Source organism: Microbacterium sp. NPDC079176, assembly GCF_040686675.1.
In the GTDB taxonomy this organism is placed as follows: domain Bacteria; phylum Actinomycetota; class Actinomycetes; order Actinomycetales; family Microbacteriaceae; genus Microbacterium.
Map to the genome: position 1 here is coordinate 548580 of NZ_JBFBLM010000003.1, position 24849 is coordinate 573428.

The 24849-nt window shown below is 65.7% G+C and carries 28 protein-coding genes and 1 tRNA gene; 17 read left to right on the forward strand and 12 right to left on the reverse strand.

The window, feature by feature from the left end; all coding sequences use genetic code 11:
• Window positions 1–139: 139 nt before the first annotated feature.
• The 3 genes from AB0P11_RS10065 to AB0P11_RS10075 are packed head-to-tail and all read left to right on the forward strand — an operon-like array spanning window position 140 to window position 3718.
• Entirely contained in the window at window positions 140–1870 is a 1731-nt protein-coding gene (locus AB0P11_RS10065) for an ATP-binding cassette domain-containing protein (protein ID WP_363521634.1), read from the forward strand.
• A complete protein-coding gene (locus tag AB0P11_RS10070) occupies window positions 1846–3411 on the forward strand; it encodes a hypothetical protein (protein ID WP_053096967.1) in 1566 nt (521 codons plus the stop codon). The genes AB0P11_RS10065 and AB0P11_RS10070 overlap by 25 nt, the downstream gene beginning before the upstream one ends.
• Before the next feature lie 40 nt (window positions 3412–3451).
• The gene (locus tag AB0P11_RS10075) at window positions 3452–3718 is read left to right on the forward strand and encodes a DUF3039 domain-containing protein (protein ID WP_053096965.1); all 267 of its coding nucleotides are present in this window, start codon (window positions 3452–3454) and stop codon (window positions 3716–3718) included.
• 20 nt (window positions 3719–3738) lie between these two features.
• On the opposite strand, the gene AB0P11_RS10080 is transcribed toward AB0P11_RS10075, so the two are convergent.
• Window positions 3739–5064: a nicotinate phosphoribosyltransferase gene (locus tag AB0P11_RS10080; protein WP_363521637.1), complete on the reverse strand. Its 1326-nt coding sequence runs from the start codon at window positions 5062–5064 to the stop codon at window positions 3739–3741.
• A 75-nt stretch (window positions 5065–5139) separates the two neighbouring features.
• On the opposite strand from AB0P11_RS10080, the gene murI reads away from it, so the two are divergent.
• The 5 genes from murI to AB0P11_RS10105 all read left to right on the forward strand — a co-directional run bounded on the left by murI (window position 5140) and on the right by AB0P11_RS10105 (window position 8984).
• Window positions 5140–5973, forward strand: coding sequence for a glutamate racemase (gene murI, locus AB0P11_RS10085; protein ID WP_053096961.1), 834 nt, complete (start codon window positions 5140–5142; stop codon window positions 5971–5973).
• A gap of 45 nt (window positions 5974–6018) precedes the next feature.
• Entirely contained in the window at window positions 6019–6753 is a 735-nt protein-coding gene (gene rph / locus AB0P11_RS10090; RefSeq protein WP_363521639.1) for a ribonuclease PH, read from the forward strand.
• Window positions 6753–7346, forward strand: a complete 594-nt coding sequence (rdgB, locus tag AB0P11_RS10095; protein ID WP_363521642.1) for an RdgB/HAM1 family non-canonical purine NTP pyrophosphatase — start codon at window positions 6753–6755, stop codon at window positions 7344–7346. The genes rph and rdgB overlap by 1 nt, the downstream gene beginning before the upstream one ends.
• 56 nt (window positions 7347–7402) lie before the next feature.
• Window positions 7403–7978, forward strand: coding sequence for a dihydrofolate reductase family protein (locus tag AB0P11_RS10100; protein ID WP_285364260.1), 576 nt, complete (start codon window positions 7403–7405; stop codon window positions 7976–7978).
• A gap of 85 nt (window positions 7979–8063) precedes the next feature.
• A complete protein-coding gene (locus tag AB0P11_RS10105) occupies window positions 8064–8984 on the forward strand; it encodes a cation diffusion facilitator family transporter (protein WP_053096956.1) in 921 nt (306 codons plus the stop codon).
• A gap of 3 nt (window positions 8985–8987) precedes the next feature.
• Here the strand turns inward: AB0P11_RS10105 and ligD are convergent, their stop codons facing one another.
• On the reverse strand, window positions 8988–10964 hold the full coding sequence (gene ligD / locus AB0P11_RS10110; protein WP_363521786.1) for a non-homologous end-joining DNA ligase: 1977 nt from the start codon (window positions 10962–10964) through the stop codon (window positions 8988–8990).
• Between the two features lie 58 nt (window positions 10965–11022).
• On the opposite strand from ligD, the gene AB0P11_RS10115 reads away from it, so the two are divergent.
• Window positions 11023–11877, forward strand: a complete 855-nt coding sequence (locus AB0P11_RS10115) for a Ku protein (RefSeq protein ID WP_053096954.1) — start codon at window positions 11023–11025, stop codon at window positions 11875–11877.
• A gap of 27 nt (window positions 11878–11904) precedes the next feature.
• On the opposite strand, the gene AB0P11_RS10120 is transcribed toward AB0P11_RS10115, so the two are convergent.
• The gene (locus AB0P11_RS10120) at window positions 11905–12675 is read right to left on the reverse strand and encodes a VTT domain-containing protein (protein WP_187250481.1); all 771 of its coding nucleotides are present in this window, start codon (window positions 12673–12675) and stop codon (window positions 11905–11907) included.
• 66 nt (window positions 12676–12741) lie between these two features.
• Window positions 12742–12823, reverse strand: a tRNA-Leu gene (locus AB0P11_RS10125).
• 120 nt (window positions 12824–12943) lie between these two features.
• Here AB0P11_RS10125 and AB0P11_RS10130 point away from each other — a divergent pair.
• The 4 genes from AB0P11_RS10130 to AB0P11_RS10145 all read left to right on the forward strand — a co-directional run bounded on the left by AB0P11_RS10130 (window position 12944) and on the right by AB0P11_RS10145 (window position 16824).
• Window positions 12944–14125, forward strand: a complete 1182-nt coding sequence (locus AB0P11_RS10130) for an ATPase, T2SS/T4P/T4SS family (RefSeq protein WP_295102826.1) — start codon at window positions 12944–12946, stop codon at window positions 14123–14125.
• On the forward strand, window positions 14122–14979 hold the full coding sequence (locus AB0P11_RS10135) for a type II secretion system F family protein (RefSeq protein ID WP_056280114.1): 858 nt from the start codon (window positions 14122–14124) through the stop codon (window positions 14977–14979). The genes AB0P11_RS10130 and AB0P11_RS10135 overlap by 4 nt, the downstream gene beginning before the upstream one ends.
• Window positions 14980–14984: 5 nt before the next feature.
• A complete protein-coding gene (locus tag AB0P11_RS10140; protein WP_363521649.1) occupies window positions 14985–15860 on the forward strand; it encodes a type II secretion system F family protein in 876 nt (291 codons plus the stop codon).
• Window positions 15861–16068: 208 nt separating this feature from the next.
• Window positions 16069–16824: a hypothetical protein gene (locus AB0P11_RS10145; RefSeq protein WP_363521652.1), complete on the forward strand. Its 756-nt coding sequence runs from the start codon at window positions 16069–16071 to the stop codon at window positions 16822–16824.
• Between the two features lie 12 nt (window positions 16825–16836).
• On the opposite strand, the gene AB0P11_RS10150 is transcribed toward AB0P11_RS10145, so the two are convergent.
• The 3 genes from AB0P11_RS10150 to AB0P11_RS10160 form a co-directional block, all read right to left on the reverse strand.
• The gene (locus AB0P11_RS10150; RefSeq protein WP_363521655.1) at window positions 16837–17688 is read right to left on the reverse strand and encodes an AbiJ-NTD4 domain-containing protein; all 852 of its coding nucleotides are present in this window, start codon (window positions 17686–17688) and stop codon (window positions 16837–16839) included.
• 62 nt (window positions 17689–17750) lie between these two features.
• Window positions 17751–18479: a hypothetical protein gene (locus AB0P11_RS10155; RefSeq protein ID WP_363521658.1), complete on the reverse strand. Its 729-nt coding sequence runs from the start codon at window positions 18477–18479 to the stop codon at window positions 17751–17753.
• A 74-nt stretch (window positions 18480–18553) separates the two neighbouring features.
• The gene (locus tag AB0P11_RS10160) at window positions 18554–19003 is read right to left on the reverse strand and encodes a hypothetical protein (RefSeq protein ID WP_363521661.1); all 450 of its coding nucleotides are present in this window, start codon (window positions 19001–19003) and stop codon (window positions 18554–18556) included.
• A gap of 124 nt (window positions 19004–19127) precedes the next feature.
• On the opposite strand from AB0P11_RS10160, the gene AB0P11_RS10165 reads away from it, so the two are divergent.
• Both AB0P11_RS10165 and AB0P11_RS10170 read left to right on the forward strand, forming a co-directional pair.
• Complete coding sequence (locus AB0P11_RS10165; protein WP_363521664.1) at window positions 19128–19352, forward strand: helix-turn-helix transcriptional regulator; 225 nt, start codon at window positions 19128–19130, stop codon at window positions 19350–19352.
• Entirely contained in the window at window positions 19349–20203 is an 855-nt protein-coding gene (locus tag AB0P11_RS10170) for a DUF6602 domain-containing protein (protein ID WP_363521666.1), read from the forward strand. The genes AB0P11_RS10165 and AB0P11_RS10170 overlap by 4 nt, the downstream gene beginning before the upstream one ends.
• A 50-nt stretch (window positions 20204–20253) precedes the next feature.
• On the opposite strand, the gene AB0P11_RS10175 is transcribed toward AB0P11_RS10170, so the two are convergent.
• Window positions 20254–21129 (reverse strand): hypothetical protein, encoded by an 876-nt coding sequence (locus AB0P11_RS10175; protein ID WP_363521669.1) that lies wholly within the window; start codon window positions 21127–21129, stop codon window positions 20254–20256.
• Between the two features lie 179 nt (window positions 21130–21308).
• Between AB0P11_RS10175 and AB0P11_RS10180 the strand changes: the two genes are divergently transcribed.
• Together AB0P11_RS10180 and AB0P11_RS10185 are read left to right on the forward strand one after the other, a co-directional pair.
• Complete coding sequence (locus AB0P11_RS10180; protein WP_363521672.1) at window positions 21309–21914, forward strand: hypothetical protein; 606 nt, start codon at window positions 21309–21311, stop codon at window positions 21912–21914.
• A gap of 60 nt (window positions 21915–21974) precedes the next feature.
• On the forward strand, window positions 21975–22703 hold the full coding sequence (locus AB0P11_RS10185; RefSeq protein ID WP_363521675.1) for a hypothetical protein: 729 nt from the start codon (window positions 21975–21977) through the stop codon (window positions 22701–22703).
• A gap of 63 nt (window positions 22704–22766) precedes the next feature.
• Here the strand turns inward: AB0P11_RS10185 and AB0P11_RS10190 are convergent, their stop codons facing one another.
• From AB0P11_RS10190 to AB0P11_RS10205, 4 genes are all read right to left on the reverse strand, one after another.
• Window positions 22767–23408, reverse strand: coding sequence for a recombinase family protein (locus AB0P11_RS10190; RefSeq protein ID WP_363521678.1), 642 nt, complete (start codon window positions 23406–23408; stop codon window positions 22767–22769).
• On the reverse strand, window positions 23405–23728 hold the full coding sequence (locus AB0P11_RS10195; RefSeq protein WP_363521681.1) for a hypothetical protein: 324 nt from the start codon (window positions 23726–23728) through the stop codon (window positions 23405–23407). Before AB0P11_RS10195 ends, AB0P11_RS10190 begins: the two co-directional genes overlap by 4 nt.
• Before the next feature lie 182 nt (window positions 23729–23910).
• Window positions 23911–24483 carry a hypothetical protein gene (locus AB0P11_RS10200; RefSeq protein WP_363521684.1) on the reverse strand — a complete coding sequence of 191 codons (573 nt, stop codon included), beginning with the start codon at window positions 24481–24483 and terminating at the stop codon, window positions 23911–23913.
• A gap of 10 nt (window positions 24484–24493) precedes the next feature.
• A complete protein-coding gene (locus AB0P11_RS10205) occupies window positions 24494–24796 on the reverse strand; it encodes a WhiB family transcriptional regulator (protein ID WP_363521687.1) in 303 nt (100 codons plus the stop codon).
• Window positions 24797–24849: the final 53 nt, after the last annotated feature.

The following is a 24849-nucleotide window of genomic DNA, read 5'->3' on the forward strand; positions in this document are numbered from 1 at the left end:
TGTGGCCAATTCGTGATCCAGTACACACCCAACACTCAGATTCGTCCAGATCCTGAGTGAAATGTCCAACGGGTTCACCAGGTCGGCGAAATGTTGCGGTGACCCGAAGAAATCCTGCCCCCGTTGATACCGTAGGACGGTGACTGCTTCTTCCCCCGACGATCCCGCTGCTCAGGCGGTCGACGCCACGCCCGCCGCCCCGAAGAAGACTTCCGCTCGCACGACGCCTGCCAAGAAGACGAGTGGAGCCCGCGTTCCCTCCAAAGCTGCGGCGGACAAGGCCGCGGTCACCGTCGAGGTGGTCGCAGAACCGGCGCTGAAGATCGACCGGACCACCGAGAGCGGCGCTCCGCGATCGGCGGCATCGAAGAAGACCACCGCCGCTCGCACGACTGCCGCCAAGAACGCGACCCGCGACACGACCGCCCGCGCGGCTGGGGCGAAGACGTCATCGGCGCGATCCGCTGCTGCCAAGACCACCGCTGCGAGGACCACCGCCGCGAAGACGGCTGCGGCGAAGACCGCTGCTGCGAAGACCTCAGCCGCGCAGGGATCCACTCCGGCAGCCAGGGCGGCCGCGGCGAAGACGGTCGCCGCCAAGGCTGCGGTGGAGAAGAGCGCGTCGGCGAAGTCCGCAGCACGCACTTCCGCGGCGAAGACCACGGCGGCCAAGGCCGCGGCCGCGAAGTCCGCTGCGGCGAAGACAGCTGCCGCGAAGGCTGCGGCCAAGGCCAAGGCCGAGGCCGAGGCAGAGGCGGACGCTCAGGTCGAGAGCGAAGCGGCGATCGAGATCGAGATGCCGGCTCCTGCCCACGTTCAGGGAGACGAGCCTGAGGCTGCAGCCGAGGGGGCGAAGACAGATCTGCCCGCGTCGGCGGAGGAGACCCCTATGAACGACGCCGCACCGGTTGTCGACGCGACGCCGGTCGACGACGCCACGCCGGTCGACGACGCCACGCCGGTCGACGACGCGACGGCGGACGTCGCCGACGCCACCGCGTCTGCAGAAACGGAATCCGCCGACGAGAGCACGACATCCGAGATCTCCGAGCCGGTGTCCGATGCGGACGCGACCGAGGAGGCTGTCACCGGAGTCGAGGCGGCCTCCGGTGCGGAGGCCATCCGCATTCGGGGCCTCGTCAAGAACTTCGGGGATCACACCGCGGTCAACGGCATCGACCTGACGGTGCCTGCAGGTTCGTTCTACGGCATCGTCGGTCCCAACGGCGCCGGCAAGACGACGACCCTGTCGATCGTCGCCGGGCTGCTGCGCGCCGATGCAGGCGACATCGTGATCTGCGGCATCGATCAGTCGGCGAAGCCTCTTGCCGCGAAACGCATGATGGGTGTGCTGCCCGACCGGCTCCGCACGTTCGATCGACTCACCGGGCGGCAGCTGCTCTACTACTACGGGCTCCTGCGGGGGCTCGCCTCGGCGGTCATCGAGAAGCGCGTCGCCGATCTCGCGCGCGCATTCGATCTCGGAGAGGCGCTCAATCGCGTCGTCTCCGACTATTCGGCCGGTATGACCAAGAAGATCATGCTCGCGGGAGCCATGATCCACTCGCCGAGGGTCCTGGTGCTCGATGAGCCGTTCGAGGCCGTCGATCCGGTGTCCTCCGCGGTCATCCTCGACATCCTGCGCGCCTATGTCGCGCACGGCGGAACGGTGGTGCTCTCGAGCCACGGGATGGATCTCGTCGAGCGGGTCTGCTCGCGCGTCGCGATCATCGTCGGGGGAGAAGTGCTCGCCGAGGGCACCATCGACGAGGTCCGCGCAGGCCAGACGCTCGAAGCGCGGTTCGTCGAGCTGTCCGGTGGCATCGGCGAGGTGGAGGGGCTCGAGTGGCTGCACACGTTCTCCGACTGAGAGCCGCGCTCCTGATCGGATCGCTCCGCGGCGAACGTCGGGTACGGACGCTCATCATGCTCGCCGTCGTGGCGATTCTCACGGGTGTGGTCTGCGCGGCGATCCTCAGCCTCGACGACGCACCCGTCGCTGTCGCGCGCACGGTCATCGTCCTCGGCAGCGCGGCACTGCTCCTGGGATTCCTGGTGGGTCCCATCCTCGTGGGTGCCGTGGATCAGCTGGATCCCCGCAGATTCGCCGTGTTCGGGGTCGACGAGCGGCAGATGCCATGGATCCTCGCGCTCGCCTCACTGGTCAGCGTTCCCAGCCTGGCTCTCATCGCTGTGAACATCAGCGTGTGCATCGTGGCGATCAGGCTCGGAGCGCCGTGGTTCATCGCGGTGCTGATGAGCGTCGTCTGCCTGTTCTCGACGGTGCTTGCGGCGCGTATCGGCATGGCGGTGAACGCGTTGCTGCTGCCGGAGCGTCGATCGCGCGAGCTCACCGCCCTCTTCGCGCTGGCCGTGATCGTGATCGCATTCCCCGTGGCCGTGTTCCTCGCCTCGCTCAAGTGGGACGGGCAGGTCCCCGCCGCAGTGGGGGCACTGACGGCGACGATCGGGTTCACCCCTTTCGCCGCATCGTCGAGGTTCCTGTTCTCGTTCGCGACGGATGACGATGCCGGCAACTGGATCAGCGGGATCGTGGCCCTCCTCACCGCGGTGGTGCTCTGGGCGGTGTGGTCGTGGCTGGTTCGCAGACTGCTCACCACCACCGAGCGTCCTGTGGCCTCTCGCGAGCGCTCCGGTCTCGGCTGGTTCGGCCTGCTTCCGTCGAACGCCTTCGGTGCGATCGCGTCTCGCAGCCTCGTCTACTGGCTGCGTGACCGCCGCTACATCATGAATCTCATCGTGGTCCCGATCGCCGGCGTGCTGTCCGTCCTGCCACTCCTCGTCGCGGGCGTGCCGCTCGAGATCGCCGCTCTCGTGCCCGTTCCGGTGATGGCCCTGTTCTTCGGCTGGCTGCCGCACAACGATGTCGCCTACGACTCCACCGCACTGTGGACGCACGTGGCGAGCGGCGTGCGCGGCATCCCCGATCGTCTGGGCCGACTCGTCCCGGTGATGCTCGTGGCCGTTCCCGTGCTCGCGATCGCTGTGCCTCTCACGATGCTCTGGATCGATGACTGGCGTCTCCTTCTGCCCCTCACCGGCCTCGGGGCCAGCCTGCTGCTGTCGGCGCTCGGCTTCTCGAGCATCGTCTCTGTCATCGCGCCGTACGCCGTGTCGCGTCCCGGAGACAGCCCGTTCCAGCAGCCTCAGCGGCCGACGTCGCGTGGCGCGTACGGTCCTGCTGCGGCGTTCCTCGGAGCGATCCTCGTGAGCGTGCCGACCATCTGGCTGCTCGTGCTCACGATGCTCGAGGGATCGCAGTTCGCCCCCGCGACGTTCTGGGCCGGACTCGCGACAGGGGTGGCGCTCTTCGCTATCGGTGTCGGCGTCGGCGGGCGGATCTTCGAGCATGAGGGCGAGCGACTGATGGAGTTCGTCGAGACCGCGTGACGACCGCCCAACCGGGTGCGTCCGAGGCTAGACTCTCGGCATGAGTACTCCGCTGGACAGCCCCGATCAGGGCGGCGTGGCAACGCTTGATCGCGAACTGGAAGAACTCCTCCGCGAGGAGAATGTCGAGCCGGGCGACCACGAGCGCTTCTCCCATTACGTCAAGAAGGACAAGATCCTCGAATCGGCGATCACCGGTAAGCCGGTGCGTGCGCTGTGCGGCAAGAAGTGGACGCCGGGCCGTGATCCGGAGAAGTTCCCGATCTGCCCCACGTGCAAGGAGATCTACGAATCGATGGTCGGCTGAACTGACCCGCCTCGGCCGCGTCAGCTCGCGTCGACGTAGACGGTGGGGATCGCCGGGTCGGACTTGCTCAGGGCGAGCGCTCTGACCGGAAGCTCCTCCCGCACCCGCAGATGGTGCGCTCGGGCGGAGGCCGTTCCCTCGGGTCCTTCGAACGAGTCGTCGATCTCGCCGTTCTCGACGAAGGTCGTCTGCAGCGCCCGCCCGTCCGAATGCTCGGCCGGGGTGTCGAGTTCCTCGAATCCGTCGGAGACAACGACGGTCTCTGCCTCCGCCACCCCGTCGACGAGGGTGCGGAACGCTGCTTTGCGCCCGCCGTGGGATGCCTTGTCGGTCGACGCCTTCGCGACGCCGATCCATGCGCCGTCCGAGTCCTGTCGCGCCACGAGCTTGTAGACCATGCTCGCGGTGGGGTATCCCGATCCCGTGACCACCGACGTGCCCACGCCGTAAGCGTCGACGGGCGACGCGGCCAGCGCGGCGATCGCATACTCGTCGAGATCGCTCGTGACCGTGATGCGTGTCCCGGTCGCACCGAGCTCGTCGAGCTGCGCCCGCACCTCGGCGGCGACGATCGGCAGGTCACCCGAGTCGATCCGCACGCCGCCGAGTCCCGTACCTGCGACGCGGATGGCCGTCTCGACTCCGGCGCGGATGTTGTAGGTGTCGACGAGCAGTGTGGTGTCGGTTCCCAGGGAGTCGATCTGCGAGCGGAACGCCTCCTCTTCGGTCTCGTGCAGCAGGGTCCAGGAGTGCGCGGCCGTGCCCATGGTGGGGATACCCCAGCGTCGTCCGGCCTCGAGGTTGCTCGTGGCCCGGAAACCGGCGATGTAGGCCGCGCGCGCGGCTGCGACGGCGGACTGCTCTGCGGCACGCCGAGAGCCCATCTCGGCCAGCGGACGCTCGCCCGCCGCGATGCTCATGCGGGAGGCGGCGGTGGCGACGGCGGAGTCGTGGTTGAGCACGCTGAGAGCCAGGGTCTCGAGCACGACAGCGTCGGCGAAGCTGCCCTCGACCGTGAGGATGGGGGAGCCGGGGAAGTACAGCTCGCCCTCGCGGTAGCCACGGATGGAGCCGGTGAAGCGGTAGTTCTCGAGGTACGTCAGGGACTCGGCATCCACCACCTGGTTGTCACGCAGGAATCGCAGTTCGTCATCCTCGAAGCGGAACTGTCGCAGCAGCGTGAGGAGCCGACCGGTACCGGCGACGACTCCGAAACGTCGTCCTCCCGACAACCTGCGTGAGAACAGTTCGAACACGCTCGGCCGTGATGCGGTGCCGTCGCGCAGTGCGGCGGCGAGCATGGTCAGTTCGTAACGATCGGTCAGAAGCGCCGTGGACGTCGTCATCCGCTCAGCTTAGTGAGGGGAGCCGTCCGGGTCGCTGAGCGTGACGCGCGCCGCACGCGGGTAGGCTGGGTAGTCATGAACGACGCCCCGATCGGAATCTTCGACTCCGGTGTCGGCGGACTCACGGTGGCCCGGGCCATCCGAGCCCAGCTGCCCCGGGAATCGTTCGTCTACATCGGCGACACGGCTCACTCGCCCTATGGTCCCAAGCCGATCGCGGACGTGCGGCGGTATAGCCTCGAAGTGCTCGATTCTCTGGTCGACCAGGGCGTCAAGATGCTCGTGATCGCCTGCAACACGGCATCGGCGGCCATGCTGCGCGACGCCAGAGAGCGCTACGACATTCCGGTCGTCGAGGTGATCGGCCCGGCAGTCCGACGAGCCGTGTCGACGACTCGCAACGGCCGCGTCGGGGTCATCGGCACCGTGGGGACGATCGGCTCCCGCGCCTACCAGGACATGCTCGAGGTGAACGAACGGCTCGAGGTCTTCACCGCGGCGTGCCCGCGCTTCGTCGAGTTCGTCGAGGGGGGCATCACCGGCACGCCTGAAGTGCTCGCCACCGCCGAGGAGTACCTCGCGCCGCTCCGCGAGGCGGATGTCGACACACTCGTTCTCGGCTGCACCCATTACCCCTTCCTGCGTGGCGCGATCAGCTACGTGATGGGGGAGGGGGTGACCCTCGTCTCGAGTGATGACGAGACCGCCGGGGATGTCTATCGCCAGCTCGTGCGAGGCGATCTTCTCGCGTCTCCCGACGCCACGGCCACGTACGTCTACGAGGCGACGGGGGACTCGACGACCGAGTTCACCGCCCTCGCCAACCGCCTGATGGGCCGGGAGGTGCGCGACGTGCAGCTCGTGCAGACCGGTGTCATCACGCTTCCGGAGCCTGTCCCCGGACAGTAGCCCGACCGCAGCATCCGCTTCATCCGCCTCCACCGAAGGAATCCCATGACCAGCATCGTCCGCGCCGACGGCCGTTCCACCGACCAGCTCCGCGAGATCACGATCGAGCGCGGGTGGAGCAGCCACGCCGAGGGCTCGGCTCTGATCAGCTTCGGCGGAACCAAGGTGCTGTGCACGGCATCATTCACGAATGGCGTTCCTCGCTGGCTGACCGGCAAGGGCAAGGGGTGGGTGACGGCGGAGTACTCGATGCTGCCCCGTGCGACCAACAGCCGCAACGACCGGGAGAGCGTCAAGGGGCGCATCGGCGGGCGCACGCACGAGATCTCGCGGCTGATCGGCCGTGCTCTGCGCGCAGTGGTCGACACCAAGGCGCTGGGTGAGAACACGATCGTGATCGACTGCGACGTGCTGGAGGCCGACGGAGGCACCCGCACCGCCGCGATCACCGGAGCGTACGTCGCCCTCGCAGATGCGATCGAGTGGGGGCGCGAGAAGAAGTTCATCGGCAAGAACGCGACGCCGTTGCTCGACTCCGTGGCTGCGATCTCGGTCGGGATCATCGACGGCGAGCCCATGCTGGATCTGGCATATGTCGAGGACGTCCGCGCCGAGACCGACATGAACATCGTGGTCACGGGCCGCGGGCTCTTCGTCGAGGTGCAGGGCACGGCTGAAGGAGCGCCGTTCGACAAGCGCGAGCTCGACGCCCTGCTCGACCTGGGCGTCGCGGGCTGCGCCGACCTGAAGGATCACCAGCTGAAGGCGCTCGCGGGCTGATGAAGGTCGTCCTCGCCACGCACAATCCGCACAAGGTCGCGGAGTTCCAACAGATCGTGGCATCCGCTCGCCCTGATCTCGAGATCATCGCGTATGACGGACCGGAGCCCGTCGAGGACGGCGTCACGTTCGCGGAGAACGCGCTGATCAAGGCTCGCGCCGCGTCGGCGCACACGGGACTCGCGGCGCTCGCCGACGACTCCGGCATCTGCGTCGACGTGCTGGGCGGGTCGCCCGGTGTCTTCTCGGCCTATTGGGCGGGGCAGAAGAAGGATGCCGCGGCGAACCTCGAGCTGCTGCTCGACCAGCTGCGCGACATCGCGGATCCTCACCGCGCTGCTCACTTCAACTCGACGATCGCGCTCGTAACTCCGGACGGAGCCGAGCACGTGGTCGTCGGGAACTGGCCGGGACGTCTCGCGCGCGAAGCATCCGGAGGCGGCGGATTCGGTTACGACCCCATCTTCGTCCCGGACGGACAGCCCGAGGGGGCGGAGCGCACGGTCGGCGATTTCGCTGCCGGCGAGAAGCAGGCGCAGTCGCACCGTGCGCGCGCGTTCGCGGAACTGCTGCCGTTGCTCGCCGCTCTCTGAGTCGGCGGTATTCACTACGGTTGACGTACTTCATGCGTAGTGGTTACTCTGACGACATGCGAGAACTCACCTACTACGTCGGCGTCACGCTCGACGGATTCATCGCCGGCCCGGACGACGAGGTCGATTTCTTCCCCGTGACCGCTGCGTTCGCCGACGCTCTCGGCACGGAACTCCCCGACATCCAGCCTGCGCATGTGCGCGCGGCGCGGGGCGGCGCAAGCGCAGCGGTCACCCGCTTCGACACCGTCGTGATGGGGCGTCGGACCTACGAACCCGCACTGCAAGTCGGCATCACAGACCCGTACTCGCAGTTGCGGACCGTCGTGTTCAGTCGCTCGCTGGACGATCCGGGCGAAGCCAACGTCGAGATCGTGCGCACCGATCCTGTCGCGCGGGTCCGCGCGCTCAAGGCGGAACCCGGCCTCGGCATCTACCTCGCGGGTGGGGCCGGGCTCGCCGGGGTGCTCCTCGACGAGATCGATCGCCTCATCGTCAAGAAGTACCCGACGATCGCGGGGTCCGGCATCCCGATGGCGAGCCACCCCTTCGCCCCGACCCAGTTCCGTCTCGACCAGGTGCGCTCGTTCGACAACGGGTGCGTCGTGCTCGAGTACTCTCGCCAGCGCTGACGGCCCGCGGTTACTGAGAATCATCACCATTCCCGACTGGGCTGAGACCCGCCGGCGGGTGTGCGAGCCGGTCTAGCCTGGAGACATGCACGATCATGCGCCCGCCGCGGGCGGCATCCGCTCCGCGAACCATCGCCGTCTTCTGGCGATCTCGCTGACACTGACCGCGACGATCATGGTCGTGCAGATCGTGGGTGCACTGCTGACCGGTTCTCTCGCGCTGCTGGCGGATGCGGCTCACATGTTCACAGACGCCTCGGCTCTGGTGATCGCGCTCATCGCGGCGGCCGTCGCCGCCCGACCTGCCGACGACCGCCGCACGTTCGGATACCAGCGCGCCGAGGTGTTCGGGGCGCTCATCAACGCGATCATCCTGATCCTCCTCGCCGGGTGGGTGGGGGTGGAGGCCATCGGTCGTCTGATCAACCCGGGGGAGACCGAGGTGGTCGGCGGGCTGATGCTCATCGTCGCCGTCGTGGGCCTTGTCGCGAACGCCATCTCGATGTGGCTGCTGAGCCGCGCGCAGCGCACCAGCATGAACGTCCGCGGCGCCTACCTCGAGGTGATGGGCGACCTGATCGGGTCGGCGATGGTGATCATCGCAGCGATCGTGATCGTCACGACCGGATGGATGCCCGCCGACGCGCTCGCGTCGATCATGATCGCCGTGCTCATCATCCCGCGAGCCATCGCGCTGCTCCGCGAGGTGTTCTCGGTGCTCTCCGAATCAGCGCCCCAGGGCACTGCGGTCAGCGAGATCCGACAGCACCTCCTCGACTACGACGGAGTCGTCGGCGTGCATGACGTGCACGTCTGGCAGCTCACTCGCGGTGCTCCGGTGTTCAGTGCGCACGTCAGCGTCGACCCGGCTCTCCTCGCCGATGGACGTTCGGCGAAGCTGCTGAGCGACCTCCAGTCGTGTCTGTCGCACCACTTCGACGTCGCTCACTCGACCTTCCAGATCGAGCCCGCGGAGCAGTCCGACTGCCAACCGCACCACGCCTGACGTTCAGGACTCGACGATCACCTCGTCGGGAGTCTTATCCGGCCGGAGTCCCCGCCAACGGGAGTGACGCAGAACGCCGTCCGGGGTCCAGTTCGCGAACTCGACCTCGCCGACGAGCTCAGGTCGGACCCAGAGCGCATCCGACGCATCGAGCGCGGGCACGTCCTCGAGGGGCGCGGAGTCGGTGCGCAGGGGAGCGAGCCGGCTCAGCAGGTCGCGCAGCATCCGGTCGGTGAATCCCGTGCCGACGCGACCGACATAGCGCAGCCGTCCGGACTCGGGGACCGCGAGCAGCAGGGAGCCGAACGTGCCCTCCCGGTCGCCCTTGCCGGGGCGGATACCGACGATCACGACCTCCTGCATGCGGGTGTGCTTGATCTTCAGCCAGGCCGGTGAGCGCTGGCCCGGACGGTACCGCGAGGACGGATCCTTGACGACGACGCCCTCGAGGCCGAACTCGTCGCTCGCCGCGAGAGCGGCGTCGAGATCGTCGAACACGGGCGGGACCTGCACCGGCGCATCGAGGTCGGCGACGACCTCCTCGAGGAGGGTCCGTCGCTCCGACAGCGCCATGGTGCTGAGGTCGTGACCGTTCAGTCGGAGCAGATCGAAAGCCATGTAGACGATGGGCGTGCGCACGACCTCGCGTTCGATCTCGCGGGGCCGGGTCAGGTGCATGCGGTTCTGCAGCATCGAGAAGCTCGGCCTGCCCTGCGCATCGAAGGCGACGATCTCGCCATCGATGATCGCATCGGACACGGGCAGGAACGGCGCGCCGTCGGCAGTCAGCTCGGGGTAGCGGGCCGTGATGTCGGTGCCGCTGCGGGCATGCAGCAGCATCCGTCCGTCCGCCCAGGTTCCGATGGCCCTGATGCCGTCCCACTTCACCTCCACCCACGACGGAGAGCTCAGAGTGCGGGCGATCGCCGGCGTGCCGTTCTCGGCCAGCATGGGGGAGACGGAGGGGGGAGACGACGAGGCCAGCGGTGCCGCACCGGTCGTCCGCGGGCGGTGGCGGCTCGCATGCGAGTTCGCGCCGTGTGCGTCGACGCGGGGGCCCGGCGCAGAGGTGGTGTCCGGGGGGCCCTCCTGGGCGGCGAGAAGCGGAGCGATGGGGTCCTGCCCGGAACCCGCACGCTCGAGCACCGTCGCGAAGTCGAGCTGCGCGAGGTCGGGGTCGTCGAGTTCGTCCCAGGTGCGCGGAGCCGCCACCCAGGGGTGCGCGCGACCACGCATCGAGTACGGCGAGATCGTCGTCTTCTTGCCGTTGTTCTGGCTCCAGTCGAGAAAGACCTTGCCGCCGCGCGCGGCCTTGGCCATCGTGCTCGTGGCGAGATCCGGATGCCCGGTCTCGATCAGACGGGCGATCTCCTTCACGACCGCGGATATCTCTGCGCTCGTCTGCTGCCCGGGGAGGGCGGCGTAGAGGTGGATCCCTTTGCTTCCGCTGGTCACGGGCACCGGATCGAGTCCGATGTCGCTGAGCAGGCTGCGAGCGATCCGTGCGACCTCGGCGCACTGGGCGAGCCCGACCCCCGGGCCCGGGTCGAGATCCAGGACGAGCCGATCCGGCTTTCCCGGCATGCCGTCGGAGGCGAAGCGCCACTGCGGCACGTGCAGCTCGATCGCGGCGACCTGCGCGAGCCAGACCAGCGTGGGAACGTCCTGGACGAGGGGATACTCCTTGGGGCCGTCCGAGTGCCGGATCGGCTGTCGGGGGATCCATTCCGGAGCTCCCGGCTCGAGCTGCTTCGTGAAGAACGCGTCGGCGGGAGCATCCGCGGTCCCCACCCCTTCCACCCAGCGCTTGCGGGTCACGGGGCGGCCCGCGAGCAGAGGGAGGAGGTGCGGCGCGATCGCCGTGTAGTAGGCGATGATCTCGCCCTTCGTGGTGCCGGTCTCGGGGTAGACGACCTTGTCGAGGTTGGTGATGCGCAGCCGGCGGCCATCGATCTGCACGTTCTGCGCCTCTGCGACCATGACGCCAGCGTAGTCAAGGTACTGGCCGTGAGCCGCGCGGCTGGTGTTCACTGGGGTCATGAGAACGATCTGGAAAGGTGCGCTCACCTTCGGCCTCGTGAACGTGCCCGTCAAGGTGTATTCCGCCACCGAGGACCATGATGTGCCGCTGCACCAGGTGCACGAGAAGGACGGCGGCCGGATCCGGTACCAGCGCACCTGTGAGGTGTGCGGCGAGACCGTCGCCTACGCCGACATCGATCGCGCCTACGTCGAGGAAGGGCAGACGGTCGTGCTCACGAAGGACGATCTGGCGGCGCTGCCGGCGGAGAAGAGCCGCGAGATCGACGTCGTCGAGTTCGTGCCCTCCGACCAGGTCGATCTGCTGACCCTCGACAAGCCGTACTACCTCGAACCGGACTCCAAGTCACCGAAGGCGTACGTGCTGCTGCGCAAGACGCTCGAACAGACCGACCGCACGGCGATCGTGCGCTTCACGCTGCGACAGAAGACCCGACTGGCCGCGCTCCGTGTGCGTGGCAAGGTGCTCGTGCTGCAGACGCTGCTGTGGGCCGACGAGGTGCGTGAGGCGGCGTTCCCGGTGCTCGACGAGGATGTGAGGATTTCGAAGAAGGAGCTCGAGCTCTCGGCATCCCTCGTAGACAGCTATTCGGCTGACTTCGATCCTGAGTCGTTCGTCGACGAGTACCAGAAGGAGTTGCGCACTCTGATCGATGCGAAGATCGAGGCGGGCGACACGTTCGATGTCTCGGACACCTTCGGCGAGGCCGAGGGCGATGCCAAGAGCGGTGAGGTCATCGACCTGATGGAGGCGCTGCGCGCCAGTGTGGCTCGCACCAAGGCCGCTCGGTCGGAGTCGACCGGCGACAAGGCGAGCACGAAGAAGAGCCCGAGCAAGAAGAAGGCGGGCTGAGACAGCCCGCCTTCTTCTGCACCGAGATCAGTGCTTGCCGTCTCCGTCGAAGTCCGGAGCACGGTCGAAGACCTCGGGGTCGAGGGCGAGTTCTTCGGCCTCGGTGGCGTCTGTCTCACCCTCGCCGGCCGCGGCTTCCTTCTTCGCCTTGTGACGCTCGGACAGGTAGTGCCAGAGCGTGATGAGTGCCGTGCCGCCGACGGCAGCGAGCAGGATCAGGTCGATGTAGCTCTCGACGAAGTGCGCGACCGGCGGGATGAAGCCGATGGCGTACCCGAACATCGTCAGACCGAAGCCCCAGAGGATCGCACCGATGAGGTTGTACAGCGTGTAGCGGCGCCATGGCATGTGGCCCACGCCGGCGGCGACCGGGGCGAAGGTGCGAACGATCGGCACGAAGCGGGCGAGGATGACGGTGATGCCGCCGAAACGCTCGAAGAAGGCGTTCGTCCGCTCGACGTTCTTCTTGCTGAACAGGCCCGATTCCTTGCGTTCGAAGACTGCGGGTCCGCCCTTGTGGCCGATGAGGTAGCCGACCTCACCGCCGACGAACGCCGAGAGCCCGATGAGCAGCGCGACGATCCACACGTTGATGCCGAACACCCCGTGCTCCGAGCCCGCGATCGGGTGCGACAGGAGTCCTGAGATCACGAGCAGCGTGTCGCCAGGAAGCAGGAACCCGACCAGAAGGCCCGTCTCCGCGAAGACGATGAAGCACACCACGAGAAGCGCCCAGGGGCCGGCCGAGCCGATGATCGTGGCGGGGTCGAGCCAGGGGATGAGAGCGGCGTGATGCATGGATTTCCCGTCGTCGTGCGCTGTGCGGCGGTCAAGTCGTCGGTCGCAGGGGGTGCGACAGATCGGTGCGGAAGGTGGGACTTGAACCCACACGCCCTAGGGCACAGGAACCTAAATCCTGCGTGTCTGCCAATTTCACCACTCCCGCGCGCTGGGATAAGTCTACTGATCGGGGGATCGTGCGTTGCTGGGGATCCGCCCGCAGGAGCACCGCCGCCGCTGTGGATAACTCCGGCGCGTGTCACCCGATCCTTGCGAGGATGCTCGGGTGATCCAGCCCTCCGTCCTCGTCGCCGAGCGCGTTCGTCAGCGGCTCCGCGCCGAAGGAACGGACCCGACGTTCGACTCCTCGGCAGCGCGCTCGGTCACGCTCGCCGAGGTGCGCAAGTTCAACGATCTGGCGCTGGCGCGGGGCGCGGCGGTGATCGACGACGAAGCAGCATGCGTGCGTGACGTGCTCGCGGCGGTCAGCGGTTTCGGGCCGTTGCAGTCGCTCCTCGACGACCCTGAGATCGAGGAGATCTGGCTCAACGGCCCCGAGAGCATCCACGTCGCACGCGGAGGGGTCGCCGAGCGGATCGAGATGCGTCTCACGGAATCGTCGTTGCGCGATCTCATCGAGCGGATGCTGCAGTCGACAGGGCGCCGTGTCGACATCAGTCAGCCGTTCGTGGATGCGTCTCTTCCCGACGGGTCGAGACTGCATGTCGCGATCGCGGATGTCGTCCGCGGATCGTGGTCCGTCAACATCCGCAAGTTCCTGCCCCGGTATCGAAGCCTCGAGGCGCTCGTCGACCACGGGGCGCTGACTCCGGACCTGGCCGCGATGCTTCGTGACGCGATGCGCGCGGGCAGGAGCGTCGTCGTGTCCGGTGCCACCCACGCAGGCAAGACCACCTTCCTCGGTGCGCTGCTCGACTCGTGCGCCGACCGTCAGCGGATCATCACCGTCGAGGAGACCTTCGAGCTCGCGGTGCAGGGGCCGGATGTCGTGTCCTTGCAGGGGCGTCAGGCGAGTCTGGAGGGAACGGGGGAGATCACGCTGCGCAGGCTCGTGAAGGAGGCGCTGAGGATGCGACCCGATCGCCTCGTCGTCGGCGAAGTCAGAGATGCGGAGGCGCTCGACCTCGTCCTCGCACTCAACACGGGGGTGCCGGGTGCTGCGACCGTGCACGCGAACTCCGCGGCCGAGGCGCTCGACAAGCTCACGCTTCTGCCGCTCCTCGCGGGACGGAACATCGATCGATCGTTCATCGCGCCGGCCCTCGCCGGCGCGGTCGATCTCGTGGTGCACTGCGTGCGTGACGACACCGGAGTGCGACGGGTGCACGAGGTCATCGCGCCGACGGGCGCGGTGGTCGACGGCCGGATCATCACGCGAACCGTGTACATCCGCGGCGACGAGGCGTCCACTGAACAGACGGCGTGGCGTCGCGGAGGCACTCTGTGACGGTCCTGCTCGGTGCGATGCTCGCGGCCGGTCTGCTGCTGTGCGCATCGCCGTGGCTCTGGCCCCCGCCTCAAGACGGAGGAAGGGTCCGGCACCGCGGACGTCTGACTCGCCTTCTCGAAGAGGGCGGCATGGCATCTGTCAGCCCGCGCACGCTCCTGCTGGTGATGCTGACGGTCGCGCTCGCCGCGGCTTCCTCTGTCTGGCTCTTCACAGCCATCCCGGTCCTCGCGGGCTTGGCAGGCGCGACCGCGGCCGTCGTGCCGATCGTCTTCGTGCGTTCCCGACGCCTCCGGCTGCGCAGACTTCGTCGCCAGCTCTGGCCCGACGTCTGTGACCTGCTGATCGCATCCATCCGTGTCGGACTGTCACTGCCGGACGCCGTCGCGAGTCTGGCCGAGTCATCGCCGACGATGATGCGGCCGGCCTTCGCCGTGTTCGCCAGAGACCTGCGCGCCACCGGCCGCTTCGAGACGAGCCTCGACCGGCTGAAGGTGGCGTTGGCTGATCCCATCGCCGATCGGATCATCGAGACGCTCCGCATGGCGCGACAGGTCGGCGGCACCGAGCTCACAGGCGTCCTCCGCGCGCTGTCGTCGTCGGTGCGCGCGGACGCCGTGCTGCGCGGCGAGGTCGAAGCCAGACAGTCATGGATCCGAGGCGCTGCCGTGCTCGGTGCCGTCGCGCCGTGGGTGATCCTCGGCCTGCTGGTGCTGCGCCCCGAGGGCGCGGCCGCCTACGGCACCGGTGAAGGGATGCTGGTGATCTGCGCGGGAGCTGCCGTGTCGGTGATCGCCTATCGCTTGATGATCCGTATCGGTCGGCTCCCCGAGCCGGGGCGGTGGTTCGGGTGAACCCGATGTCCGCGATCGCTGTCGCCGTGCTCGGCGGCGGAACACTCGGCATGGGGTTGCTCTGCATACTCGCGTCGCTTCCACGGTGGTCGGCAGCGCCGCTGGCTCTGCGCATCGCGCCCTATGTGCGCGATGCGGTCGCCGATGAAGACCTGCCCGGAAACGCGCTCCCGCGAGTCGGCGTGCTCTCCGCAGGTGACCGCGCATTCTGGCTTCGGTCACGTGTGCTCTTCGAACGCCTTGTGGGCGGCGGCGACGCTCTGCATCGGAGGATCGAGCAGGCGGGGATTCCTCTGGAGCAGGGGGCCTTCCGCGGGCGTCAGCTCGGCTGGGTGCTCGTCGGCATCGTCATCGGCTCGATCGCTGTCATCGTGTTCGCCATCACGGGCCGGATGAGCCCGCCGATCGCCCTGCTGCCCGGGATCCTCGGAGCCGCAGCGGGGTTCGCATACGACATGCGGCTCACGGCTCGCGTCGCTTCGCGTCGCGCCCGGTTGACCGACGAGCTGCCGACCACTCTCGAGTTCCTCGCGCTGTGCCTGTCGGCGGGTGAAGGCTTCCTGGACTCGCTGCGTCGGGTGGCCGCGGTCGGCTCCGGCGAACTGACCGATGAGTTCCGCCGCGTGGTGCTCGCTGTCGGCACGGGGTCGCCGCTCGCCGACGCGCTCACGGAGATGGCCGCGCGACTGCAGCTTCCGGGGCTCTCCCGTGCGATCGACCAGGTGACCGCCGCGCTCGAGCATGGCGCACCGCTCTCGGCCGTCCTGCATGCGCAGGCGGGGGACGCTCGCGAGGACGCCAAGCGGGTCCTCATCGAACAGGCCGGTCGGAAGGAGATCCTGATGCTCCTCCCGCGCAAGATTGGATTTACACCTTGCTGATGGATGACCTCGACTTCGCGACACCAAACTGCCCGAAGTGTCTGGAGCGGATGGAACCACGCGCGGCTTGGTGGTTCTGCCAGGCATGCCACGTCTATGTCGATCTGCCGTCCGCCCAAGTGAAACGCAGTGAGGCCAACGATGAGTCAGCCAGGCGGCGTGGGAACACTGACAAACGCCGGTACCCTCATGACGGAGAGGGGTAGCGGTGGCCGACAACTTTAAGAGAAGCGTGAGCTTCAGCGTCAGCACGAACGACGATGTGTGGAACGTGACGCAACACCTGTTTCCTTACATACACGCTGCGCTCGCGCAGTTCGACGGATTCGCTGTGCAGGATGGCGTGTCTGTTAGGGATGATGAGGGCTCGTCTGTTGAGCGCGAGGATCTTGAGGCGGCTCGCGCGGCCGCTCGCGAGCACCACATCCGGCCGTCAGACATAAGCGCCCGATTCTCCTTTCGGCGAGGAGTAAGACCCCCAGAGGGCGCAGACGAACGCCAGTTGGAGTGGTTCAGGACCGAGACGATTGTCTTTTCTGACGTTGTGGTTCGGCTGCGTTCTATGTTCATGGGAGAGAACTTCAAGAGCGCGAGCTTGATTGTTGAGCTTGAAGGCTCCGACAAGTCGATGATTGACGCTCTTCACGCCAAGTTGTCCGCCGAAAGTCAGACACTAGAACGGGAAGGGTTGGCCGCTAGTCCCGAGGCCGTTCCGCCGCACTCAGTACAGACGAACGTGTTCAGCGGAAACGTGAATGTCGGCGTCCTTGGCAACAATCACGGTTCGGTTGGATCAGTCGCCGTGGGGGATACGACGACGAGCACCCCTCCATCCATTGGGGAACTCCAGGGCTCGTGGCTTTCACGAACCTGGCGTGACCACACCGCTACGTTCGTGGTGACCGTCGTCGCAGGTATAGCCGTGATCGCAATTGCCACTTGGATGGGGCTGCAAGGCGTCTAGCGCGATGGAGGGCTACTGGAGCAGTCCTCGTTTCCGACCCTCCTCGATCAGGTACGAGACGAATGCAGAGCAGGTCACCAGTACGTACCTGGCAAGGGCCTGGTCTGCGTTGGCGGCTTCAATCCCGCCGTGGCGGATCCCGTCGTCGTCTGAGGTCCAGCCGTACATCTTGAGCCATGCGCCCTTGAGCGCCGGATGGATCGTAAGTCCGGCGGACTCGAGCTTTCCTAGCCCAGAGCCGAGCGTTCCCTCGCCCGTTACCTTCTTGACTACCGCCTCGACGGACGAGATTGACTCCTTGATCGAGTTCGGATAGTCCGGGTTCTGTCGGTCAGCCAGGAGTTCGATCGCGCGCCCCAGGTGGTGTCGTGCCCCCGCGATTGATGCCACATCACTGGAAGCGGTGGTAACCGCCCCCGCTTCGGCGGAGGAATCGATCGGTGTAACTTCTTCTCCGATGAATCGGTAGCCGACGAGGTAGTGCTCGAATCGGCTGTTGTAGGCCTCTGCAAGCACCTTTGAAAGGCCGCTGTCGTAGCCGCTCGGGTACATGTTCATGTACTTGACGATCGCCTCGATCAAATCGAGCACGTCGAACCACTCAGCGCTCAGAACTTGCTTCTTTATGAGCGACCACACGCCCATATCGCTGGGGCGCTCATCGCGTGCCCGCTTGAACTGCCTCTCCCAGACAGCATCAAGGATCTTCTTTTGGGCTGGATCGATCGAGCCCCTCTTGCGGAAGGTCTCTTGTAGCAGAACGAGCACGTTCCACAACTCGGTTCGAGTCTCCGTATCGAGATCGTCCGACTGCACTAGTGCACGAGTGGCTCGGTGCCCGGTTCGCTCAGAGAAAGACGCCATACGGCAAGGCTATCGAGGCTCTCGGGCACCTGTCGCTGTGGGGTTGGTGCCCTCCTGTGGCGCTACGAGAACATCTGGTTCAGCACGTCGAGGTCGCCGACATCAAGCGCGGCCTGGATCTGGTCGATGACTGCCGGATTCGTGAACATGGCCTTCAGCTTGTCGTTCCAGATGCCGCGCATCGTGTCCACGTCGCCCGTGTCGGCAGCGCGGCCCATCGCCTCGATGGCTTCCTGGTACGGAATCTGCTGGAATCCCGCCTCGGCTTCGTCGGGGTTGTGGTACGGCACCCACGGAACAGTGGGGTCGGGATCGAGTCGCAGCACCTGGTCAGGATGAATTGTCCGTGTGTGGTTGAGTGTCGCGAGCATTATTCCGTTGTAGATGCACAACCGCTCGCCGATCGCAGTCGGTACGTCACCGGGCGCAACGGTGTAGGACACGATGTTGCCCTCGTCGTCGAGGCCCACCGTGCCCGCTGCGAAGTCGCGTGCACCCTGATCCACGATTTCCCCAGTCACTTCCGCGCTCATGCCGCCGATGTGGATGTACGCCGGTGTCTCGCAACCGTCGGGACTGCCCGCAGGGACAGAGGTTCCATGGCCGACGTCCACGTAGCCGCCTGGGAGGCCTGCATCCGCGTCAGGCCCGGCGGTGCTGGGCTTCTGCGCTGGACTGGAATCAGGCTTCTGCGACGGATCAGTCGCCTGGGGCGCGGTGCACCCGGCCAGCACAGTCACGGCTAGCGTGAGTGCGGCGAGGGTCGTGCTGAGCCTGGCTGTGCTGGACATGGCGCTCCTGTGGGTGATGTGACTCATAGTCTGCTGTTTGGCCGTTAGTTTAGCCAACCTGCAGGAGGAAGGCCTCAGCCTTCGCAGACGTCCTGGGCGGCGAAGCCCGAGGGATGATCGGCAGCGTTGTAGTCCGGCGAGGTGGGACTGACACCGTCAGAGACTTCTACTCGGTTGGCAGCAGGGGAACTGTCGCCAGCTTGTGTAGCATGATCGCAGATGTACAACATCGCATCGTTGGCGATCTGCTGAGCCTGTTCATTGGTCGTCTCGGTCGGCACGTAGATGTACGCCTTGCCCGCAGACATGGTGGCGCTATCGAAGGCGACGCCCGAATCGGTGAGGAAGCGCTCCAAATCGAGCGGGGCCAGTGCAGCCGGAGGCTCAGACGCGGTTGGCTCGGCCGTGGCGGTCTGCACTGGCTGAGGTGTCGCCGCGGGGTCCACGTCACCGCTCGGATTGATCAAGGCGTTGATTCCGCCAAGGACAAGAACTGCCGCGATCAGCCAGACCCACCACTTCATGTACCACGCCTTCTTCGGTGCAGATGCTGGGGGCTGTAGTGACTGCTCGGACATCGGTGACGCTCCCTCGTTATGTGACTCATAGTCCGTGGACTCATTGTCACCTTAGCGAAACCGTGGATACATGCCCGTTCCATCCCATCGCGCCGCCTTCGGTGCGCGCGTGCGCGAGCTCAGAACTGGCTACGGCTGGTCGCAGGAGGACTTCGCTCATCGCGCTAACCTCGACCGCACGTACGTCTCCGGAATTGAGCGCGGCACACGGAACCCAACGCTCGACATCATCCAGAAGCTCGCCTGGGCGCTCGACGTGCCAGCCGCCGACCTCCTCGCGGAGCACAGCGCATGACCGACTCCGAACCGGCGCAGTCCTCTATTCCTCGTCGCATCATCGAAGCACACGCCCGGGAAGCTATCGAGCGGATGCGCACCGCCGACCTGGTTACCCATCCCGGCGAACGGGGGCGCGCGCGGGAGGAGGTGCTGCGCCAGTACTTGGCTGAGATCGTTCCTACCGGTTTCGATGTTGCTACGGGATTCATCATCGACAGCCATGGTGAGCAGAGTCGCCAGCAGGACCTCATCATCGTGCGCCGCGATTATCACCCAAGGTTTCAAGTTGGCGGGGCGTTTTACTTCCCTGTCGAGGCCGTAGCTGCCGTAATCGAAGTGAAGTCGAGTCTGAACCGGTCCACCCTGCTCGAAGCTATCCGCAACGCTGGCAGTGTGAAGCGTCTGGATCGAACAGGAGGCGGGCAGAACTATCTCGTAGTCGGTGGCGGTGGCGGAATGAGCGTCGAACCTGCCCAGAAGGACAATGACCGGCACGAACTGAAGTCCTTCATCGTCGCGGCAAGCACCGATGTGTCATGGCAGGCGGCGCACAGAACCTTCGATGAGGCGTTGCAGGCCCTCCCTCGCTCCGTTTGGCCGAATAGCTTGACCGTTGCTGAGAAGTTCTATCTGGCTTATCAGGTCCCTGATGAGAAACCGCGAACCGACGTTCATATCGCGACCGGCGTGGCCATGTATCTGCCGAGCGAGGAAACCAACGTCGAGCCACTTGTGGACCTGGCGGGAGACCTCTGGAGTTGGCTGCGCGTGGCACCACTCATCGACGTCGCGCCGTTGCGATACGTAGCTACGAGCGACACGTATCTGCCTGGCGCAGCTCCCGACGCCTCCGTCCCGGAGGAGTGACGCACTGCCCGAAGGGTCCCCTTCAGGCGTTTGCTTCTTGGTAAAATCCCCTAGATTCCCAGGTCTGCGTCTGCCACCCACTCCTCGAACGCTCTGATGTTCAACCACATGGCGGAGATGCCGTCAAGGCGTGCGGCCAACTCCGCCTTCGCGTCGTAATCGAGTTCGGTGTCGAACACGTCCTCGACGGCTTCGGCGGAATCCTGCCCTTCCACCGGCCACTGGTAGTCGTAGTCCTCGTGATCCCACGTGAGGTAGTCGGAGGGGTTGGCGTACACCCGCAGGAATCTATCGACGTATCGGTCCTGATCGTTCCCTAGTGCGTTCCAGGCATCCGTCCAGAACTCCATCCCTTGAGGACTGAGGAGCGGAACATCAGGAGCCGGGTTGCGGAACAGCTCCTTGTCCTCGCCACGCGGCAGCACGAGGAACTGCACATCGGAGAGGTCGAATCGCACGCCGCCCGGTACCCGCCACTCCCGCTCCCATGTGAAGTCGTAACCCGGAGTGACGTCGTCGATGAAGGGGGTTAGTTTCCACAAGCCGTTCTCACGTGCTGTATCAGTCCTATAGAGCGGTCCGAACGTCTCGAATAGGAGCGTCCGTTGGGGCTCCTCGGCATACCAGACGCGCGCTCCGCCAAGGCTCTGGATGAAGTCGCGTCGGAAGCCGATCCCGTAGTGGCCGCGACGTGAGGCAATACGCTCAATCTGATCCACTGGGACCTCGCTGAGACAGGTCGACATTCGTAGGTGGGATGTCGCTCCATCATTGCGACCCCAGCCAAACTGATTGCGGGCCTCCACGTGGCCAGCATCAAGGATGTTTAGTAGCGCGTCTCGCTTGGTGAAGTGCACAAGGTAGTCCGACATGTCGCGCCACTTCGGGTCGCCGCGGAAGCCCACCATGTCCTCAGGGATACGCATTCTTCAACTCCGCTCATGCGAGCAACCGCGTCGAGTGCTCGACGACGCCCTTCGACTCGCGCATGGCGAAAGCGTAGCGCCGGTCGCGGCGTCTCCCCGCGGGTACCTGCGCGGCGTGTCGAACCGGCTGATGATGGCTCATTAGTGGGACAATCAGGCACCCGAGCTACGGAGGTCCGATGGAAGCCAGCGATATCTTGACGAAGGCGTGGTCTGCCGTGCAGGCGTCAGGAGTTCCCGAGGGTCTCTATGAAGTTGCGTTTCGCGAAGCCGTCGCTCTCCTAAAGGGGGCAAACGCACCGCGTCGCACACCCCCGCGAGTAGACGAAACCGGTGCAGGTGCCGAAGCCGCAACGGAAGGACCGGCGGAGGTGGCGGAGGTCGACACTGAGGCGCTCATCCACAAGTTTGCAGACGAGTCCGGCGTTGATATCGCAGAGCTCGTCGAGGTCTTCTTCTTCGACGCGGATGGAACGGCCCACCTGAACGTCGCAGGCCGCAAGCTTGGCGAGTCAACGGCCTCTAAAGCCAAGGCGGTCGCGACAGCAATTGCTGCTGCATACCACTACGCCGCTGATGAACCGTTGGTGTCAGTCGAACTGATTCGCGCGGAGTGCACCCGCCTGAAGTGCTTCGACAAGAAGAACTTCTTCACTCACATGGCCTCGGCTCCCGGGACAGTGCTATCTGGTTCGGGGAGCAGCCGCGTTCTCCGAATCAAGTCCAGCGAAATCGAAACGGCACTGCGAGCCGTCGTGAACGTTGCTCGCAAGACGAAAGAGTAAGCGAGTTTGGCGCAGCTTGTAGACCTCGCTTCAGTCGAGCAGGGGTTAGTGTCCGCGGGGGTGCCCGCCACACTCGCTGCCGAGACGCTGCAGGCATTCGTGAGTGCGAAACGCAGGTTTCACCTTGGAGACTTTCGCCCGAACGCCGTCGAGGGCGGTCGTTTCTCTGAAGCGGTGTTGCGCATCCTGGAGTGGCAGACGACTGGCGGGTACACGCCTCTTGCCGACCCAAAGTTCAAGGCTGACACGGTCATAACGAGGCTTGGACAACTTCCTGCCGGTTCGTTCCCGGAGAGCGTCAGACTTCATCTACCGCGCGCGGTCCGCGTCGTCTACGACATCCGCAACAAGCGGAACACCGCACATCTAAGCGATGGTATCGATCCGAGCATGCAGGACGCGTCGATCGTTATTGCTGTCCTTGACTGGATCCTCGCCGAACTAGTCAGGCTGTATCACAGCGTTTCAGCGGCGGAGGCCCAGCAGATCATCGAGGCCTTGGTTCGACGCGAGGTGCCCATGATTCAGGAGTTTGACGGCAAGCCTCGAATCCTAAAGACACTGGGCCACGCGGACCACATGCTGGTGCTTCTGTATTGGTGGGGCGACCGCCCGCTCAGCCGCAAACTACTGAACTCGTGGCTCCCGGTAAATATGCGCAAGAACCCGAGTCGCGTTCTTCGCGCGTTGCACGACGACTACCTCATCACTCTCGCTGACGATGCAGCCCATATAACGCAGCTAGGTTTACGGTCTGTCGAAGAGCGCCGACTGATCGAACCGCTGTAGAACGTCACACCCTCGCCGCTTCTTGCGATCCGATGCGACGGGGCCAACCAGTACGCATCGTGTTCATGAACCGATGCGCTTGTGCACCTTGCAGACTGAATTTTCGGTCCACGGTTGGCCCGTCGCCGTGGTGAGGCCTTCGGCGTTCAGTCCGTCAGCCGTGGCTGCAAGGCTGTGCACGGCTCGAAGCTCCAGCAGACGTGCACCCGTCGCCTCGGGGAGCGTCGAGTAGCGACCCATGTGCCTGCCAGCGCGCTTCGCGGCCTGCATGGCGGCAGACGTGCGCTCACCGATCACGCGGCGCTCCCACTGGGCGACGGACATCATCACGTTAGCGACTAGCTCGCCGGTCGGAGTGGAGGTGTCCACGCCAAGGTCGATAGCGACGAGTGCCCACTTCCGGGCGCGGGCGAGATCCAGCACTCCGGCAAAGTCGACGACGCTACGGCTCAAGCGGTCGAGCTTGGCGACCACGATGCCGTCAACGTCCCGGCGCTTCAGGGGTACACCTAGCCGGTCGAGCGCGGCCTGCAACTGAGGCCTGGCGAGAGACTTGGCGCTGAGGCCTGCGTCTTCGTACCAGACCACGTCCCAGTCGTGTGCGACGGCGTAGCGCTGGATTGTGTCGCGCTGAGCCTCCAGCCCGAGGCCGCTGGTGGCCTGCTCCTCGGTGGACACCCGCAAGTAGCCGATCATCGTGGTCATCGCGCGGCATTCTTCGCAGGTGCCTTGGCCGGGGTCGCCTTCGGCGCGGGCTTGGTCGGAGGCTTGATCTCCCAGCCTGAGGGGAGCGTGCCCGCGTTGGCGCTGGCACGCTTGACCAGTGCATCGAAGTCGCCGGCCTCGATGCTCTCGATGAACGCCTGCCAGGCGATAGCCCGCATCGCCTTGTAGCGATTCTTCTGCACGTTGATGCTGTGCGCGTCGATCACCTGCATGATGCCGTCGTTGACGACCTGGAGGAGGTCCGCGGCCTCGACGTGCTCGACGGTCTCGATGTCCTTCGTGGAGTTCTTGGTGGCCATGATGTTCTCCTTTTGCGCAAACGCGAATCGAACAGATGTTCGAGCAAGCTGAACTTTGCCTGAAGGTGGCCCTTCGTGCCAAATGCGCCGCCGCCGCCGACATACAAGAGACTCCCGGCTCGTGACCAGGAGTCTCTTGGTGCTGGGTTACCCAAGCCCAGCGTGGGTGAGGGTCAGTGAGCTCAGTCGAGCGGCGACGAGTACGTTGCGCTATTGCTGAGGTTGTATGCGCCGCCGCTGGTGTTCGCCTCCACGAAGGAGAGAGCCGACGCAGTGTCCGCGGTGTCGGGGTATGCGGCCTGGTAGACATCGGCCACGTCGAGCCATGCGGAGTTGCGAGCACGGGTGCCGATCGCGTGGGCCATCGACTCGTCACCGTTGGCCAGGGCGTCGTTCAGCACGTCCTGCGCCTCCTGCTTGTCTTGAATCCGGCGCACCCGATCGGCGGCGTCGCGACGGAGCAGCACGCTGTTCGCGTCGGCGGGCTGGTTCCCGCGCAACTGGCTCTCCAGGCTGGACCGGAGCGAAGCCTCGTACGACAGTTGCTCGGCCTTGATCGCGTCGAGCTGTGACCGGGTGTCGTTGGTGAGGGCTTCGAGCTTGTCCCTCTTTGCGAGGTCGGACGTCATGGGGTCGGCCTTGATCGTCTGCTTAGTCGAGTTGTGTGCCGCTTTGACGGCGATCGCGCGCTCCTTGAAGCCTGCCTGCGCCTTGGGGAGGGACGTCTCCACGGATGCTGCGGTGTACTTAGCCATGATGTGTTCCTTACTTCGGTGATGGTTGCCGGATACCGTCCGGTGCGGTGGTTGATGGTTGAGATCGACGGCTCTGGGTGATGCGCCGCTTCGGTGAACGCTCGACCCCGGCCCAGTAGCCCGCATCGACTTTCGCGGCGGTCGCGTAGGCGTCGCAGAGGTCGAAGAGGGCACACCTAGTGCAGGTCGACTCGCACAGCGCCCGTTCGTCGTCTGACAGGCGGTCGGCGGTGAAGAGTGCCTGCCCCTTGCAAAGTGGCGCTATGTGCTCCAGTGCGGAATTGAGGGCGTCCCATGCGTCTTCAGGGTTCACAGCGGCCTCTTCCTGTTGTGCGTGTGAAATGTCCACACAAGCCGGACCCCGTT